This window comes from Salinibacterium sp. SWN1162 (assembly GCF_015864675.1).
GTDB lineage: Bacteria > Actinomycetota > Actinomycetes > Actinomycetales > Microbacteriaceae > Rhodoglobus.
This window is the reverse complement of sequence record NZ_JADYWT010000003.1, coordinates 227134-242934: the sequence shown is the minus strand read 5'-3', so window position 1 is coordinate 242934 and position 15801 is coordinate 227134. Positions and strand designations below refer to the sequence as shown.

Annotated in this window: 16 protein-coding genes; 11 read left to right on the top strand and 5 right to left on the bottom strand. The window is 62.5% G+C overall.

The annotated features are described in order from the left end of the window. The first annotated feature begins 3 nt into the window (after nt 1–3). The gene (locus tag I6E58_RS12535; RefSeq protein ID WP_197134206.1) at nt 4–888 is read left to right on the top strand and encodes a M48 family metallopeptidase; all 885 of its coding nucleotides are present in this window, start codon (nt 4–6) and stop codon (nt 886–888) included. 61 nt (nt 889–949) lie between these two features. On the opposite strand, the gene I6E58_RS12530 is transcribed toward I6E58_RS12535, so the two are convergent. After that, nucleotides 950–2182 carry a winged helix-turn-helix domain-containing protein gene (locus I6E58_RS12530; protein ID WP_197134203.1) on the bottom strand — a complete coding sequence of 411 codons (1233 nt, stop codon included), beginning with the start codon at nt 2180–2182 and terminating at the stop codon, nt 950–952. A gap of 205 nt (nt 2183–2387) precedes the next feature. Between I6E58_RS12530 and I6E58_RS12525 the strand changes: the two genes are divergently transcribed. The 6 genes from I6E58_RS12525 (at nt 2388) to ilvA (ending at nt 8896) form a co-directional block, all read left to right on the top strand. Continuing rightward, nucleotides 2388–3500 carry an ABC transporter substrate-binding protein gene (locus I6E58_RS12525; protein ID WP_197134201.1) on the top strand — a complete coding sequence of 371 codons (1113 nt, stop codon included), beginning with the start codon at nt 2388–2390 and terminating at the stop codon, nt 3498–3500. 35 nt (nt 3501–3535) lie between these two features. After that, nucleotides 3536–4480, top strand: coding sequence for an ABC transporter permease subunit (locus I6E58_RS12520; RefSeq protein ID WP_197134199.1), 945 nt, complete (start codon nt 3536–3538; stop codon nt 4478–4480). Continuing rightward, on the top strand, nt 4477–5337 hold the full coding sequence (locus I6E58_RS12515; protein ID WP_307842137.1) for an ABC transporter permease subunit: 861 nt from the start codon (nt 4477–4479) through the stop codon (nt 5335–5337). Before I6E58_RS12520 ends, I6E58_RS12515 begins: the two co-directional genes overlap by 4 nt. Beyond that, complete coding sequence (locus tag I6E58_RS12510) at nt 5334–6437, top strand: ABC transporter ATP-binding protein (protein WP_197134197.1); 1104 nt, start codon at nt 5334–5336, stop codon at nt 6435–6437. The genes I6E58_RS12515 and I6E58_RS12510 overlap by 4 nt, the downstream gene beginning before the upstream one ends. 64 nt (nt 6438–6501) lie before the next feature. After that, nucleotides 6502–7668: an AI-2E family transporter gene (locus I6E58_RS12505; RefSeq protein ID WP_307842136.1), complete on the top strand. Its 1167-nt coding sequence runs from the start codon at nt 6502–6504 to the stop codon at nt 7666–7668. Continuing rightward, nucleotides 7658–8896 carry a threonine ammonia-lyase gene (ilvA, locus tag I6E58_RS12500; protein ID WP_231595625.1) on the top strand — a complete coding sequence of 413 codons (1239 nt, stop codon included), beginning with the start codon at nt 7658–7660 and terminating at the stop codon, nt 8894–8896. Before I6E58_RS12505 ends, ilvA begins: the two co-directional genes overlap by 11 nt. A gap of 13 nt (nt 8897–8909) precedes the next feature. Here ilvA and greA read toward each other — a convergent pair whose 3' ends face one another. Together greA and I6E58_RS12490 are read right to left on the bottom strand one after the other, a co-directional pair. Then, entirely contained in the window at nt 8910–9401 is a 492-nt protein-coding gene (greA, locus tag I6E58_RS12495; protein ID WP_197134195.1) for a transcription elongation factor GreA, read from the bottom strand. 67 nt (nt 9402–9468) lie between these two features. Next, nucleotides 9469–9924, bottom strand: a complete 456-nt coding sequence (locus tag I6E58_RS12490; protein WP_307842135.1) for a DUF4307 domain-containing protein — start codon at nt 9922–9924, stop codon at nt 9469–9471. Nucleotides 9925–10020: 96 nt separating this feature from the next. On the opposite strand from I6E58_RS12490, the gene I6E58_RS12485 reads away from it, so the two are divergent. Next, complete coding sequence (locus I6E58_RS12485; protein WP_197134191.1) at nt 10021–10389, top strand: hypothetical protein; 369 nt, start codon at nt 10021–10023, stop codon at nt 10387–10389. On the opposite strand, the gene I6E58_RS12480 is transcribed toward I6E58_RS12485, so the two are convergent. Further along, nucleotides 10370–11119, bottom strand: a complete 750-nt coding sequence (locus I6E58_RS12480; RefSeq protein ID WP_129073261.1) for a hemolysin III family protein — start codon at nt 11117–11119, stop codon at nt 10370–10372. The two genes, I6E58_RS12485 and I6E58_RS12480, sit on opposite strands and share 20 nt — an antisense overlap. 63 nt (nt 11120–11182) lie before the next feature. On the opposite strand from I6E58_RS12480, the gene I6E58_RS12475 reads away from it, so the two are divergent. The 3 genes from I6E58_RS12475 to I6E58_RS12465 all read left to right on the top strand — a co-directional run bounded on the left by I6E58_RS12475 (nt 11183) and on the right by I6E58_RS12465 (nt 14365). Continuing rightward, nucleotides 11183–11968, top strand: coding sequence for an isoprenyl transferase (locus I6E58_RS12475; RefSeq protein ID WP_129073262.1), 786 nt, complete (start codon nt 11183–11185; stop codon nt 11966–11968). Nucleotides 11969–12150: 182 nt separating this feature from the next. Beyond that, on the top strand, nt 12151–13524 hold the full coding sequence (locus I6E58_RS12470; protein ID WP_374189197.1) for a PhoH family protein: 1374 nt from the start codon (nt 12151–12153) through the stop codon (nt 13522–13524). A gap of 73 nt (nt 13525–13597) precedes the next feature. After that, nucleotides 13598–14365 (top strand): fumarate hydratase, encoded by a 768-nt coding sequence (locus tag I6E58_RS12465; RefSeq protein ID WP_197134185.1) that lies wholly within the window; start codon nt 13598–13600, stop codon nt 14363–14365. Here I6E58_RS12465 and I6E58_RS12460 read toward each other — a convergent pair. Then, nucleotides 14362–15759 (bottom strand): class II fumarate hydratase, encoded by a 1398-nt coding sequence (locus I6E58_RS12460; RefSeq protein WP_197134182.1) that lies wholly within the window; start codon nt 15757–15759, stop codon nt 14362–14364. The two genes, I6E58_RS12465 and I6E58_RS12460, sit on opposite strands and share 4 nt — an antisense overlap. Nucleotides 15760–15801 lie beyond the last annotated feature (42 nt).

The window sequence follows — 15801 nt, the reverse complement described above, 5'->3', positions numbered from 1 at the left end:
TAGATGTATCGCGCGATAGCGAAAAACAAGCGCAACACTGTTCTGATTATCATTCTGTTCGTCATCCTTATTGGGTTCCTCGGCTTTGCGCTGAGCTTTCTGATGGGTGGCGATCCGATGACGATCACGATCGGCACGATCATTGGTGCGGGTGTGTTTACCCTCATCCAATACTTTGCGGCGGGCAGTCAGGCTGTCGCGATGAGTGGTGCGGTCGAGATTCAGAAGGCCGATAACCCGCGGCTGTATCGCATCGTCGAAAACCTGTCGATCACGACCGGTATGCCGATGCCGAAGGTGTACATCGTGCACGATCCGGCGCCGAACGCGTTCGCTACTGGGCGGGATCCCGAGCACGCGATTGTGGCGGCAACAACCGGTCTGCTCGACATCATGACGGATGCCGAACTTGAGGGCGTCATGGCGCATGAGCTCGGTCACGTGCGCAACTACGACATCCGCGTGTCGATGATCGTGTTCGGTCTCGTCGTTGCGGTTGGTTTCATCTCGGATATCGCGCTGCGCTTCACCCTGTTCGGTGGCCGCGGCAATAACCAGAACAGCAACCCGATCATGATTGTGATCGGGCTTGCGGCGTTACTCATTTCGCCGCTGGTCGCCGCAGTGGTGCAGGCGTCGATTTCGCGTCAGCGTGAGTACCTTGCCGACGCGACCGGGGCGCTCACGACGCGTCATCCGGATGCTCTGGCCAGCGCCCTGCAGAAGTTGGGCGACTACGGCCGCCCGATGGTGAAGCAGAACTCCACCATGGCTCACATGTGGATTTCTGATCCGACGAAGCCCGGCATCATGGATCGTCTGTTCAGCACTCACCCGCCGATCGCGTCGCGCGTGGAGCGGTTGAGCAAAATTGGCGGCGGTTTCTAACTAACGCTGCAGCTCTGCCGTGCTGTGACTGTGCGGTTCGCCAACTCGCGCTGGCGGGGAGCTAGCGCTGCAACTCTGCCTCGATAGCGGGGGAGAGGGTGCCGCGGCCGGTTACGGCAATCTCGCCCATGCCCTGCCAGTGCGCGATCTCGCGCAGGGTCGGCACGATTCGTTCGGCGAGGGCTCCGGTGCCGCCCGGCAGGGCGTCGAGCCCGGTTTCGTGCCACGCGGATTGCACGCGCAGCACACCCGACTGCCGATCGGTCTTGAGGTCGATGCGGCCGACGAGCGCGTCATCCACGAGTACGGGCAGCGAGTAGTAGCCGAACTGACGTTTCGGTTCGGGCGTGTAAATCTCGATGCGGTAGTGGAACCCGAACATGCGCTCGGCACGCTTGCGGTCCCAGACCACGGGGTCGAAGGGTGAGAGCAGTGCGACATGCTCGATGCGGCGGGGGATTCGCGCCTCCCGGTGTAGCCACGCGGGCTGGTCCCAGCCGCGCACGGTCACGGGAACGAGCTCGCCGGCATCCACGAGTTCGTCAATGGCCGGGCGCACATCGACTCCCTTGAGCCGAAAGTAGTCGGCGAGGTCGGATGCCGTGCCGACTCCCAGCGCTCGTGCCGATTCAGCAATCAGGGCGCGATGCGCGTCGGTGCGGCTCACCTCACGCTCGCGCAGCTCGGTCGGAACCACGTGCTCGGTGAGCGCGTAGGTGCGTTCGAAGCGGGTGCGGCCGGCGGTGACGACGTCGCCCCAGCGGAACAGCATCTCGAGCCCTTGCTTCACATCAGACCAACCCCACCAAGGGCCGGTGCGACGGTTGGCGTCGTGCTCGATCTCGCGAGCGGTGACGGGGCCGGTGGTCGCGAGTTCTTCACGCAGCCACTGCAGCATGGGCTGGTTGTCGCGCACCCATTCGTAGCGCTCGGCGTCGCGTTGGCGCAGCGAGTCCATCTTCCAGCGCCACAGCGGCCACGACTCGAGCGGAATGAGCGCGGCTTCGTGAGCCCAATACTCGACATACCGGCCGGGGCTGCGCGGCGTTGGCTTGCGGAACGTCAGGGCATCGAGCGCTGCTTTGTCGTAGTGCCCGAGGCGGGCGAACACGGGTTGGTAGTGACTGCGCTCGAACACGTTCACCGAGTCGAGTTGCAGCAGCCGGAGACGGTCGAACAGCAGGTTGAGCTGGCGCGTGCCCGCGGGGGTCGCCGCACTCGCGGTGCCGCGCCCGAAGCCCTGGGCAGCGAGCAGCACTCGGCGCGCTTGCTCTGCAGAGAGGGAATCGGCCACGCAACTGACTCTACCGAGCGGCGGCGACATCCACAGTGGCCGTGCTGAGGGAAACTCTAGACCCACTGTGTTTGTGTCGTTCACGGTTCGTTTACCCGGATGACAGGGAGCGACGCATCCTGCTGCGTACCGTCAACTCCAGATCGTTTCGGTACCCTCTGCCCGCACACAGCGCGGGCGGCCGAGGTGGTCTTTGGAGGAAGTCTTGTTCACTAAGCGCACCCTCGCCGTCGTTGCACTCGTTGCAGCATCGGCGATCTCACTCAGTGGTTGCAGCACCACCGAGGCAGCAGCAGGCGATGTCGACGCATCGACCGCCACCACCGCCGAAGACTTCGGTGGACTGGACGCTCTTATTGCAGCCGCTCAGGCTGAGGGCGAACTCAACGTCATCGCGTTGCCCGACAACTGGGCAAACTACGGCGAGATCAAGGCTCTCTTCGAAGAGAAGTACGACATCATCGTCAACTCCGCTGACCCCGACGTTTCCAGCGCCGAAGAAATCGCTGCTGCGGACAACCTCAAGGGCCAAGACACCGCGCCTGACGTCTTCGACCTCGGAACTGCTGTTGCGCTCGACAGCCTCGACTACTTTGCTCCCTACATGGTCGCCAACTGGGATGAGATTCCCGCTGACAACAAGGAAGCAACCGGCCTCTGGTACAACGACTACACCGGCAGCATGTCGATCGGTTATGACTCCAACTCGGTTCCCGAGCCCACGAGCCTCGACGACCTGCTCAAGCCGGAGTACCGCGGCGCTGTAGCGCTGAACGGTGACCCCACGCAGGCCGGAGCCGCGTTCGCTGCTCTCGGACTCGCTACGGTTCACCGCGGCGGAACGCTCGACGACTTCACTCCCGGTATCGAGTTCTTCAACGAGCTCAACGCCGCCGGCAACTTCATCCCGGTCAACGTCACGGGAGCGACCATTGCTGCCGGCGAGACCAAGGTTGCCTTCGACTGGAGCTACAACAACCTCGCTGCGGCAGCAACGGTTGACGGCTGGAAGGTCACGACTCTTCCCGGCGCCGTCTACACGAGCTTCTACAACCAGGCCATCAGCGTGGATGCTCCGCACCCGGCTGCTGCTCGTCTCTGGCAAGAATTCCTGTACAGCCCTGAAGCGCAGAACCTCTTCATCGTCGGCGGCGCGTACCCGGTCACGATTCAGGCTCTGCAGGATGCCGGAACGGTCGACACCTCAGCACTCGACGCCCTCGGCGCTCTCGAGGGTGAACTCGTCACGCCCACCCCGGAGCAGGCCGAGAAGAACGCAGAGATCCTGGCTGAAAAGTGGACTGTGGCAATCGGCTAACGCTGATTCCCTCGAGCACTCTTAGCTAATACATCGTGTCGCTAGCCACCGCGCCAGCGCCCGCTCAGGATGGTGTCGAGCTCACCGCTCGGCACCATCCTCGCGTGGCCCCGGCCAAGAAGCCGTCGAACCGACGTCGTCGCCTCGCTTATGCGGGGCTGACGCCGTTCGCAGCCTACGTTCTCATCTTTCTTGCCCTCCCGACCATCCTTGCGGTGGTCACGGGCTTCTTCTCCGACGACGGTTCGCTGACGTTCGACAACATCACCGGGTTGTTCACCCCGACCATCCTCGCCACCTTTAGCAGTTCGTTCTGGCTCTCCGGGGTCACCGCTGTCATCGGTGCCGTAGTCGGCGCCCTCATTTGCTACGCAATGCTCGGCACCAAGGTGGGCGGCCTGCTGCGCACGATCATCGAGTCGGCGGCCAGCGTGCTCGCCCAGTTCGGCGGCGTAATGCTCGCGTTCGCGTTCATCGCGACGATCGGCGTGCAGGGCCTCGTTACCGTCATCCTGCGCGACACTTTCGGCATCGATATTTTTGCGGATGGCGTCTGGCTCTACCAAGTGCCCGGCCTCATCCTTCCCTACGTCTATTTTCAGGTTCCCCTCATGGTGATCACCTTCTTGCCCGCCCTCACGGCGCTGCGCCCGCAATGGGCTGAAGCCAGTGCCACGCTCGGCGGTACTCGCTTCGCGTACTGGCGCCACATTGCGGCTCCCGTGCTCGCCCCGGCGTTCCTCGGTTCGCTGCTGCTGCTCTTTGCGAACGCGTTCTCGTCGTTCGCGACGGCCGCCGCGCTCATCAGCCAGGGTTCACAAATCGTGCCCCTGCAGATTCGTGCCGCCCTCGTGAGCGAAACCGTGCTCGGCCGCGAGAACATGGCGGGTGCCTTAGCGCTCGGGATGATCGTGGTCATGGTTGTCGTCATGTGGGCGTACTCGGTGCTGCAGTCCCGCACCTCGCGGTGGCAGAAGTGACCGCCGACGTGACCGCGCCGCTGAGCTCGCGCGCAAAGAGCGCGAACCAGGCGGTGCGCATCGGGGCCGAACCGAGCCCCCTCGTCCGCCGCCTCATCCTCGGCATTATCGGCGCGACCTTCCTGATCCCGATCGTTGCGATGATCGAGTTCACCTTCCGCAACGGGCTGGCCGGCGACTACACGACGAGTCACTGGACGGGACTCTTCAGCGAAGACAGCGCCCGCACCTACCGCGGTCTATACCAAGCGATCGAGAACTCGCTCGTGCTCGCTGCCGTCACCGTCGGCATCGTGCTCGTGCTTCTGCTGCCGACGATGGTGCTCGTGCATCTGCAGTTTCCGCGCCTCAAGCGCACTCTCGAATTCATCTGCATCATCCCGATCACGGTGCCCGCCATTGTGCTGGTTGTGGGGCTCGCGCCGGTCTATTCGGTGGTCGTGCAAGTACTCGGCGGCTCCACCTGGACTCTCGCCTTCGCATACGGCATCACCGTGCTGCCGTATGCCTATCGCGCTATCCAGGGCAACCTCGACGCGATCCCGGTGAAGACCCTCAGCGAAGCGGCGAGCACCCTCGGTGCCGGCTGGCTGACCGTGCTGTGGACAATCCTGCTGCCCAACCTGCGTCGCGGAGTGCTCGCGGCATCCTTCATCTCGATCGCCGTCGTGCTGGGCGAGTTCACCATTGCGAGCTTGCTTAACCGCCGCAACCTGCAAACCGCGCTGCTGCAAGTGTCGCAATCCGACCCGTGGGTTGCTGTGATCTTCGCGCTCGCCGCCCTTGTTCTCGCTTTCGTCTTGCTGCTGATCATTGGCCGCCTTGGCACAGCTTCGCCCTCTAGGAGAAAATCATGACCGCCACGTTCACCCTGACGGGCCCCACGCCAACGTCCGATCCTGCCAACACCGCACCGCCCACGGGAGCGACGGTTCAACTCAGCGCGGTCGTCAAGGCCTTCGCCGGGCACACCGCCCTCAACAGCATCGATCTCGAAGTCGCCCCCGGCGAACTCGTGGCCCTACTCGGCCCCTCAGGGTGCGGCAAGACAACAGCGCTCCGCACGATCTCGGGGCTCGAGAGCATCGACAGTGGCGGCATCCTGATTGACGGTGTGGATGTCGCGGACACTCCCACCAACAAGCGCGACATCGGAATGGTCTTTCAGGCTTACTCGCTCTTCCCGCACATGACGGTGCTCGAGAACGTGGAGTTCGGTCTCAAGATGCGCAAGGTCCCCGCTGCTCGCCGCCGCGAACGTGCCCTCGAAACCTTGGAGATGGTCGGCCTCATGAAGCACAGCGAACGCTTCGCCCATCAGCTCTCGGGCGGCCAACAGCAACGTGTCGCCCTCGCCCGCGCGCTTGTCACCCGCCCGCGCGTGCTGCTGCTCGATGAGCCGCTCAGTGCCCTCGATGCCAAGGTGCGGGTGCAACTGCGCGAAGAGATCCGTCGCCTCCAAACAGAGCTCGGTATCACAACCGTCTTCGTTACGCACGACCAAGAAGAGGCGCTCGCCGTCGCCGATCGTGTCGCCGTCATGCGAGACGGTCGCATCGAGCAAATCGGCACGCCAGAAGAGCTCTACGCGACCCCCGCCAACGCTTTCGTCGCCGACTTCGTTGGCCTCAGTAACCGGATGCCCGCGGAGCTGATCGACGGCAAGGTGCACCTCCACGGCTGCACCCTTGACCTTCTCGGCGATCCCATGCCCGACGGCCCCGTCCTGGCGCTCGTTCGCCCGGAGGACATCGCCCTCTCCACCGAGGGCATCGCCGGCACGGTTATCTCGTCGAGCTTCTTGGGCTCCCTGCGCCGCACGCGCGTGCGACTCGACGACGGCACCGTCGTCGCGATCCAGCACGAAGTGGAACGGCATCCGCTGCCCGGCGAAGCGGTCACGGTGCGCCTGAAGGGCGCCCCGGTGAGCGCGCTGCCGCCCAAGGCGAAGAAATAACGGCCAGCGCTCGTGGCATTTCCAGCGCATCAAGTGCACACTCCAGCACAACTAAGATAGGCACGTGGTATTCGGTCGACGGGATAAATCAAACAGTCGGGTCCAGTCACGCGCCAGCACAACAGACGCCGCTGAGGTTCCCGCCGGGCTTTCAATAGCTGCTGCCTATTCGTGGCGCATGCTCGTGGTTCTCGGCGTCGTTGCCGTTCTGATCTACCTGGTGATCACCCTCAAGTACATCGTGATCCCGTTCCTGATCGCGATCCTGATCGGGGCGCTGCTCGTTCCCGTCGTCGGCTTCTTGGTGCGGATAAAATGGCCACGCTGGCTTGCCGTCACCGTTGTACTCGTCGCCTTTTTCGCTGTCGTCAGCGGCCTTGTCGTGGTCGTCGTTGGCCAAGTGCGCGCGGGATTGCCCTCACTGCAGATTCAGTCGGCGGCTGCCTACGAGAACCTGCGGGAGTTCTTGCGCAGCTCTCCGCTGCAGCTCAGCGATGCCGACCTTGACGGCTACCTCTCTGAAATCGTGGATGTCGTGCAGCGGGATTCCGAAGCCCTCGTCTCGGGCATCCTCTCGGTGGGTTCCACCGCTGGACATGTTCTGACGGGCGCACTGTTGAGCCTGTTCGCCACGATCTTCGTGCTGATCGACGGCAAGGGCATTTGGGCCTGGACCGTTCGACTGTTCCCGCGCCGCGCGCGCACCGCGGTCGACGGCGCGGGGGTTGCCGGCTGGCTCACCCTGACGACCTTCGTCAAGGTGCAAATCTTTGTTGCCGCCGTTGACGCTATAGGAATCGGTGTTGGCGCCTGGATCCTCGGGTTGTTCTACGGCGGCTTCCCGCTGGTCATCCCCATCGCCGTCGCAGTGTTTTTGGGATCGTTCATCCCCGTCGTCGGTGCTCTGGTTACCGGCGCGCTCGCGGTCTTCATCGCGCTCGTCTTCTTGGGCCCGCTCCCCGCCGTCATCATGCTGGGAATCGTCTTGCTGGTGCAGCAGCTTGAGGGCCACATTTTGCAGCCCCTCGTGATGGGGCAGGCCGTGAAGGTTCATCCCCTCGCTGTCGTCTTTGCGGTGGCCGCCGGGTCCTTCGTGGCGGGCATTCCCGGCGCGCTGTTTGCGGTGCCGCTCGTCGCTGTCGTCAATGTCATGACCAAATACATCGCCAGTGGCAACTGGCGAGTTCACGGTCGCCCTACGATCTCGGATGTGCTCGGAAATGGTAAATAACCGGATGCCCGGCCCCACGCTTGCTGACTACGAAGCAGCACGCGTTCGGGTGGCCGAAGTGGCCGATGTCACCCCCATGCAGACTTCGCGTTTTCTCGCGGAAATCCTAGGCTCTCCTGTCTTCTTGAAGTGCGAAAACCTTCAGCGCACGGGCTCGTTTAAGCTGCGCGGCGCGTACAACCGTCTTGCCGGTCTCACCGACGAAGAGAAAGCGCGGGGAGTGGTGGCCGCCTCGGCGGGAAACCATGCTCAGGGCGTCGCTTTTGCGGCTCGCGAGCTGGGCATCAAGTCGACCATCTTCATGCCCGTAGGCGTGCCCCTGCCCAAGCTGCAGGCCACGCGGGACTACGGGGCTGAAGTCATTTTGCGCGGCCACACGGTCGAGGAGCCGCTGCGCGCGGCCGCTCGCTTCGCTGAAGAAACTGGCGCTGTGCTCATTCATCCCTTCGATCACGAAGACGTGGTGGCTGGCCAAGGCACTCTGGCACTCGAGGTGTTCGATCAGGTACCGCAGGTCGACACCATCATTGTGCCGATCGGTGGCGGCGGACTCGTTTCCGGGGTAGCCGGCGCGATCAAGCAGCGTGCCCGTCTTGAAGGGCGCAACGTGCGCGTCATTGGTGTGCAGGCCGCTAACGCCTCCGCCTACCGACCTTCGCTCGACAAGGGTGAAATTGTCGAAGTTCGAACCACCCCGACGATCGCCGACGGTATCGCCGTCAGTCGCCCCGGCGTACTCAACTTCAGCATGGTCCGCGACCTCGTGGACGAAGTGGTCACCGTCTCTGACGACCAAATCGCGTACGCGGTGCTCGTTCTTCTCGAGCGCGCCAAACAGGTTGTTGAGCCTGCCGGTGCTGTCGGAGTCGCGGCTATCCTCGCGGGTGCTATCGCTCCGAGCGGCAACACTGTCGTGGTGCTCAGCGGCGGCAATATCGACCCCATGATGATGGAACGCATCATCAGTCACGGTCTTTCGGCATCCGAACGCTACCTGCGTCTGCGCATCCCGCTGCCCGACCGCCCCGGTCAGCTTGCGCGTATCTCAGCCCTCGTGGCGGAAGCGAGCGCCAACGTCGTCGAGGTGCTGCACTCGCGGCACAACAGCAAAGTGCAGTTCAGCCAGGTTCAGCTCGAACTGCACATTGAGACCCGAGGCCCCGAGCACGCGGAGTCAGTGCTCGCGCGGCTCAGGGACGAAGGGTTTGACCCTCAGGTCGACTTCTAGCCAGACCGGTTCGTTAGCCGGAGTAAGTTGCGATCTTAATGATCTTGACGGTGATTTCTTTACCGTTGGGCGCGGTGTACTTCTTGGTTTGCCCGACCTTGAGGCCGTTGATGGCCAGGCCAAGCGGGCTCTTCTCGCTGTACACGTCGAGATCGCTATCTTCGGCCACGATTTCGCGGCTGCCCAACAAGAAAATGCTCTCTTCGCCCATGATTTCGGCGGTGACCAAAATTCCGGGCTCAACGACACCATCGTCGTCTTGAACGTCGCCGACTACGGCGTGACGAAGAAGCTGCGTGAGAACGCGGATGCGGGCCTCAATTTTGCCCTGCTCTTCCTTGGCAGCGTGGTAGCCACCGTTCTCCTTGAGGTCGCCCTCTTCGCGCGCCGCTTCGATCTTCTTGGCAATGTCGTACCGCGCTGCGCCGGTGAGTTGTTCCAGTTCGGCGGTGCGACGATCGAACGCCTCCTGGGTCAACCATGTGACATCGTTATCTGCAGCCACTGTGTTTCTCCCTATACAAAAGAGAAACCGGCCGAGAACGACCGGTTTCGAGATGATTTGCTACAGCCTAGGTGAGCCAGCACCGGTAGATCAAGCCTGACACTGCTTGTTCTGTTGTGAGCACGGTCGTGCTCAAGTCGCGGTTGCGCTGATCGCTCGCCGGAACGTCGACAACCTTCCAGCCAATAATCGCGAAAGTGGAGTTGAGTGCCTGAACCGCGCAGCGCGCATCCGTGTTTTCGGGAACGTTGAATTGCCAACGGACATCGACCGCGGTGTCATCGATGATTTCGTACCCGGTGTCTTTTGCCTCGAACTGGGCAGGTGCTTCGAGCAGCCCGCCCCACACCAGCCACGCGGCGAAGACCACGACGAAGCCCACTGCGGCGCCAATCACGATGATGCGATTGTTGCGTTTGGCTTTCGGGCTGCGACCGTAGCGGGCATCCAAGTCGGTGGATGCGGTGCCGGCAGTTGCGGCGCTGTCAGCGGTGCCAGCGGGGTTACTGGATGCTTCGGGCACGCGGGGCTCCTTCATACGACGGTATTCTTGTTACTACAAGGCTATTCGCAAACTCGCGTGATGAAATCATCGAGTGAACACCCCAGAGGACAACAGTTGATTTCTTTCACTTCGCTCGCAACCAGCGCGATTCTCTGGACGGCTACCCCGACCCCAGAACCGACGCTGTACCCGGCGTTCGAGGGCGACCCCAACTCGGTCACGCCCGGAGTCATCGGCTTTCTGGCAACCGCATTCATCGCCATCGTTACCGTGTTGATCATCGTTGATATGAACCGCCGCGTTCGCCGTGTTCGCTACCGCGAGCTTGCGCAAGACACGATTCGTGCCGAGCAGGATGCTGCGGCCTCCGACAGCGCTGCCAAGCTGGGCACTGCGGTCGATGCCGACCCCGATCTCAACGCCGATGCCGATCTGAGCGCCGACGCCCGCGACGGCGACACCCCTACACAACGGGTGGATTAGTCGCGACGAGAAAGATGCCGACCCAGTGGCAGAGGAACGCCAGTAGCGTCAGCGTGTGAAAAATCTCGTGGAAGCCGAAGACCCCGGGAATGGGGTTGGGTCGCTTCATGCCGTAGACCACGGCGCCCACGGTGTAGAAGAGCCCACCGGCCAAAATCAGCGTCATCATGATCCAGTTGGCTTGAAAGAAGTCGACGACGAACATCATCGCGGCCCAGCCCAGCAGAACGTAGAGCGGAACGTAGAGCCAGCGCGGGGCGCCCACCCAAAAAATGCGAAAGCCGATGCCGAGAGCGGCACCGCTCCACACGAGCCAGAGCAGCAGAGTTGCCTTCTCGGGAGGCAGGGCCAAAACCGTGATGGGCGTATAGGAACCGGCGATAAGCAAGAAGATGTTGGAGTGATCGAAGCGCTTCAGCAGCATCCGCGTCTTATCGCTCCAATTGAAGCGGTGGTACAAAGCAGAGATGCCGAACAGCATGAGCGACGACGCCACGAACACGGCTGAACTCACCTTGGCCGCCGTACCGTCGGCCATCACGATCAGGATGACGCCCAAGGCAATGGCGATGGGGAACGTGCCAGCGTGAATCCAACCCCGCCACGTGGGCTTCTGGTCGGCAGGGTCGTTCAGCATCACATCGTCGACGAGCGGAATCTCGGGCAGACGCGACGCATCTTCTTGTTCGACGGCCGCTGCGGCAGCTGAATCGGCAGCATTCTGGTTCATCCTCACAGTTTACGCCCGGGCAGGTTTGACTTGCTGGGCACCGCAGTGGTCTAACGTAGTCCCGTGAGTAAGCGACAGTCACCATTCGGTCGCGGTTTTCTCTATGGTCTGTACCAAAAGAAACTGCGTCGCCAACTAGAGGGCCAGCAATTGCCGCGCCACGTAGCCATGATCATCGATGGCAACAGGCGTTGGGCCAAGCTGAAAGACCTCGAGACCGCAGCGCACGGCCACCGCGCCGGAGCCGCGAAGTACCGCGAGTTTCTCGTGTGGTGCGACGACCTCGACATCTCAGTAGCAACGCTCTACCTACTTTCGACCGATAACCTCACGGGGCGTTCGCCGGAAGAACTCACCGAGTTGTTCACGATCATCGGTGACCTTGCCGAAGACCTCTCGCACTTCAGAGACTGGCGCGTTCAGCATGTGGGGTCGGATGCCGGACTCCCGGATCAACTCAAAGCTCAGCTCACCGCAGCTCACGATCGCACCGCCACGAACACGGGCCTGCACGTGAACCTCGCCATCGGCTACGGCGGTCGCCACGAGATCGCCGAAGCCATGCGCCGTATCGTGCGCAAGCACAGCGCCGAGGGGCACAGCCTCGAAGCGCTCGCCGAACTGCTCACGCCCGAACTGATCGGCGAGCACCTTTACACGAAGGGTCAGCCCGACCCCGATCTGGTCATCCGCACCTCGGGCGAGCAGCGGATTAGTGACTTCATGCTGTGGCAGTCTGCGCACAGCGAGTTGTACTTCATGGAGGCCCTTGGCCCCGATCTGCGCGAGGTCGACTTTTTGCGCGCACTGCGAGACTTCTCACGCCGCAATCGCCGCTTCGGCGCGTAGGGGCCAGCGTCTCGCGAAAGTGACGCAATGGTGTCCAGTGGCGTGTCGTGGCGCCCACAACGTGCGGCAGGTTTAGCGTTCAAGACATCAGGTATGGCGCCTGATCGAGACGGCCACGTAAGTTCGTTTTCGTAAAGTACTGGCCGTCTTCGCAGACTGGATCCGAGTGCTCGCACTCGGGGATGGAGTGCACGTTGGCCGACCTAGCAACCCCCAAGACCACGATCACCACGTCAAAGGCGGGAGGTCGAGCTCAGCGGCAAGCCGAACGTACCTACGTTCTGGATACGTCAGTTTTGCTCTCCGACCCCAGCTCGATCAAGCGGTTTGCCGAACACAATGTTGTTCTGCCCGTGGTGGTGATCTCCGAACTCGAAGCTAAGCGCAACGACCCAGAGATCGGCTACTTTGCCCGCCAGGCGCTGCGCAGCCTCGACGAGCTGCGCATCAAGCACGAGCGCCTCGACTTTCCGATCGCTATCGGCGACGTCGGCGGTACTCTGCGCGTTGAGCTCAACCACTCCAACATGTCGGTCCTGCCCTCCGGGCTGCAGCTTGGCGATAACGACTCGCGAATCCTTGCCGTTGCGCTCAACCTCTCCAACGACGGGCTGGATGTCACGGTCGTGTCTAAGGACCTTCCGCTTCGGGTGAAGGCGGCATCCATTGGTCTCGCGGCTGAGGAGTATCGGGCCGAACTGGCCGTGGATTCCGGCTGGACTGGCCAGGCTGAGATTGAACTCAGCGGAGCTCAGGTGGCGACGCTCTACGACAAAGAAGAATTGCACACCAGAGCCATCGCCGAACTACCCGTCAATACCGGCCTCGTGGTGCACTCCGAACGCGGCTCGGCACTGGCCAAGGTGACCGCCCGCGGCAAGATGGCGCTCGTGCGTGGCGACCGTGACATTTTCGGTTTGCACGGTCGCAGCGCCGAACAGCGACTCGCGATCGAGATGCTGCTCGACCCCGAGCTGGGCATTGTGTCTCTCGGTGGTCGTGCCGGCACGGGTAAATCAGCGCTCGCGCTGTGCGCGGGCCTCGAGGCGGTGCTCGAGAAGCAACAGCACCGCAAGATCATGGTGTTCCGTCCGCTGTACGCGGTCGGTGGCCAAGAGCTGGGCTACTTGCCGGGGGATGCCTCAGAGAAGATGAACCCGTGGGCTCAAGCAGTCTTCGACACCCTCGGTTCTGTCGTCTCCGAAAATGTGCTCGAAGAGGTTCTCGACCGTGGCTTGCTCGAAGTGTTGCCGCTCACTCACATCCGCGGCCGTTCTCTGCATGACGCGTTTGTCATTGTGGATGAGGCACAGTCGCTTGAACGCAACGTGCTGTTGACAGTGCTCAGCCGCATCGGTCAGAACTCACGAGTAGTTCTGACCCACGATGTGGCACAGCGCGACAACCTGCGAGTGGGTCGCCACGATGGTGTCGCGTCGGTGATTGAAACTCTCAAGGGACATTCACTGTTTGGCCACATCACCCTCACGCGCTCTGAGCGCTCCGCCATTGCTGCTCTGGTCACTGATCTGTTGGAGGGCAACGAACTTGCCTAACAATTAGCTCTCAAAGTCTGAGCGCGCCGCGGAGGAGTCGGCGCGGTGCGCTCAGGCGACGTAAGGTTTTCTCGTGGGCTGGGTTTGGTGGTTTATCGCGGTGCCCCTCGGGGTAGCTGCCCTCTGGGCAATTTTTGCACCCCGAAACCAGTGGCGCAGTCTTTTTTCCTGGTCGGTAGCCAACGCGCACACGGCTGAACCGGGCGGAGCGGCTTACGCTTCGCGCCAGATCTTGGCCGCACTCGCTTTAGGGTCGGCGCTCACCATGATCGTGATTGCCATGGTGGCCACCATGGGTAATGAGCCGCAAGAATCAAGCGCCCCGAGCGACATCCAGAACATGTGGGGATCGCCAGCGCCCCTGCTCGTGTACCGCACTTTTCAGACGGCGAAATCAGTGGACGATTCGCTGGTCGACGTGCCGATCGAGAGTTACCTTTCGGTCAACGACGACGAATACCCGCCGTTGTACCTGCTCGAATTGGAACCGTTTTCACGCCTTGGCACTACCGGCATCCCCGGGTATATCGGCAGCGAGCCGGCTGAAACAGACTCGACCATCACGCGAGCAGATGTCGTGATTCACGTTCGTGGACCGCTACTCTGCATCCCGCGTCGCGTCGTCGCCGTGGAGACACCAGACGTGGTTCAGCTCGCTGTGCAATACGGTTTGCCGACTCCGAGCGATGGTTCGAAGCCCGACAATGTCGAGGCCTGCCCGGTGGGAGAGGACCTCTCGGGGTCAGTTCTGATCCCGGTACGACTCAAAGATCCGATCGGAGAGCGTTCCGTCGAATCTCTCGACGGAACGCCTCTCGCGATGGCGGATTCGGAAGGTTAGCCAGGCGTCGTCATCGACAAAACATCGAGGGCGGCATCCAACTGTTCGATGGTGACTTCGCCTCGCTCGACGAAGCCGAGGTCAATCACGGCTTCACGCACGGTCATCGACTGAGCGACGGAGTGCTTAGCGATCTTGGCTGCAGCTTCGTAACCGATGATCTTGTTGAGCGGCGTCACGATCGACGGCGACGACTCGGCAAGAGCCAGCGCACGCTCAAGGTTCGCTTCGAGACCATCAACGGTCTTGTCGGCGAGGGCGCGCAGCGAGTTGGAGAGCAGGCGGCTCGATTCGAGCAGCGAGGTTCCCATCACGGGGATCGCCACGTTGAGCTCGAAGGCTCCGGATGCTCCGCCCCAGGCGATCGTCGCATCGTTACCGATAACGCGGGCACACACCATGAGCACGGCCTCGGGGATGACGGGGTTGACCTTGCCGGGCATGATCGACGAGCCGGGCTGAAGGTCAGGGATCTGCAGTTCGCCCAGACCGGTGTTGGGGCCTGAGCCCATCCAGCGGAGGTCGTTGCAGATCTTGGTGACGGAGACAGCGATCACACGAAGAGCACCGGATGCCTCAACGAGGGAGTCGCGAGCGCCCTGAGCTTCAAAGTGATCTTCGGCCTCGGTGATCGGCAGACCGGAGTTCTCAGCGAGGATCTCGATGACGCGCTGCGGGAAGCCGAGCGGGGTGTTAATTCCGGTGCCCACAGCGGTGCCGCCGAGGGGTACCTCGGCAACGCGGGGGATGGCCGACTGAATGCGGGCGATGCCGAGACGAATCTGGCGGGCGTACCCGGCGAACTCTTGGCCGAGGGTGACGGGCGTGGCATCCATGAGGTGGGTGCGGCCAGCCTTGACGGCGCCCTTCCAGAGTTCTGCCTTCACGTCGAGGGCAGCGGCGAGGTGCTCAAGCGAGGGGATGAGGTCGCCGATGAGGGCGCCCGTGACGGCGAGGTGCACCGAGGTGGGGAACACGTCGTTCGACGACTGCGAGGCGTTGACGTGGTCGTTGGGGTGAACGGCAGTGCCGAGCGCGTCGGTGGCGAGGCGCGCCAGAACTTCGTTCATGTTCATGTTCGACGACGTGCCGCTACCGGTCTGGTAGGTGTCGACGGGGAACTGGTTGTGGTGCTGGCCGTCGATGATCTGGTCGGCGGCGCCCACGATGGCATCCGCAATCCCGGAGTCGAGCTTGCCGAGTTCACTGTTGGCGATCGCAGCGGCGCGCTTGACGCGAGCCAGAGCCACGATCTGAGCCGGCTCGAGGCCGGTGCCCGAGATGGGGAAGTTCTCCACAGCACGCTGCGTCTGAGCGCCGTAGAGGGCATCCTTGGGCACGCGTACCTCGCCCATGGTGTCGTGTTCGATGCGGTATTCGGTGGAACTCGTCACAGCGTTGTAATCCTTTGTTTGCGAGCGAACGGGGGTGAGAAC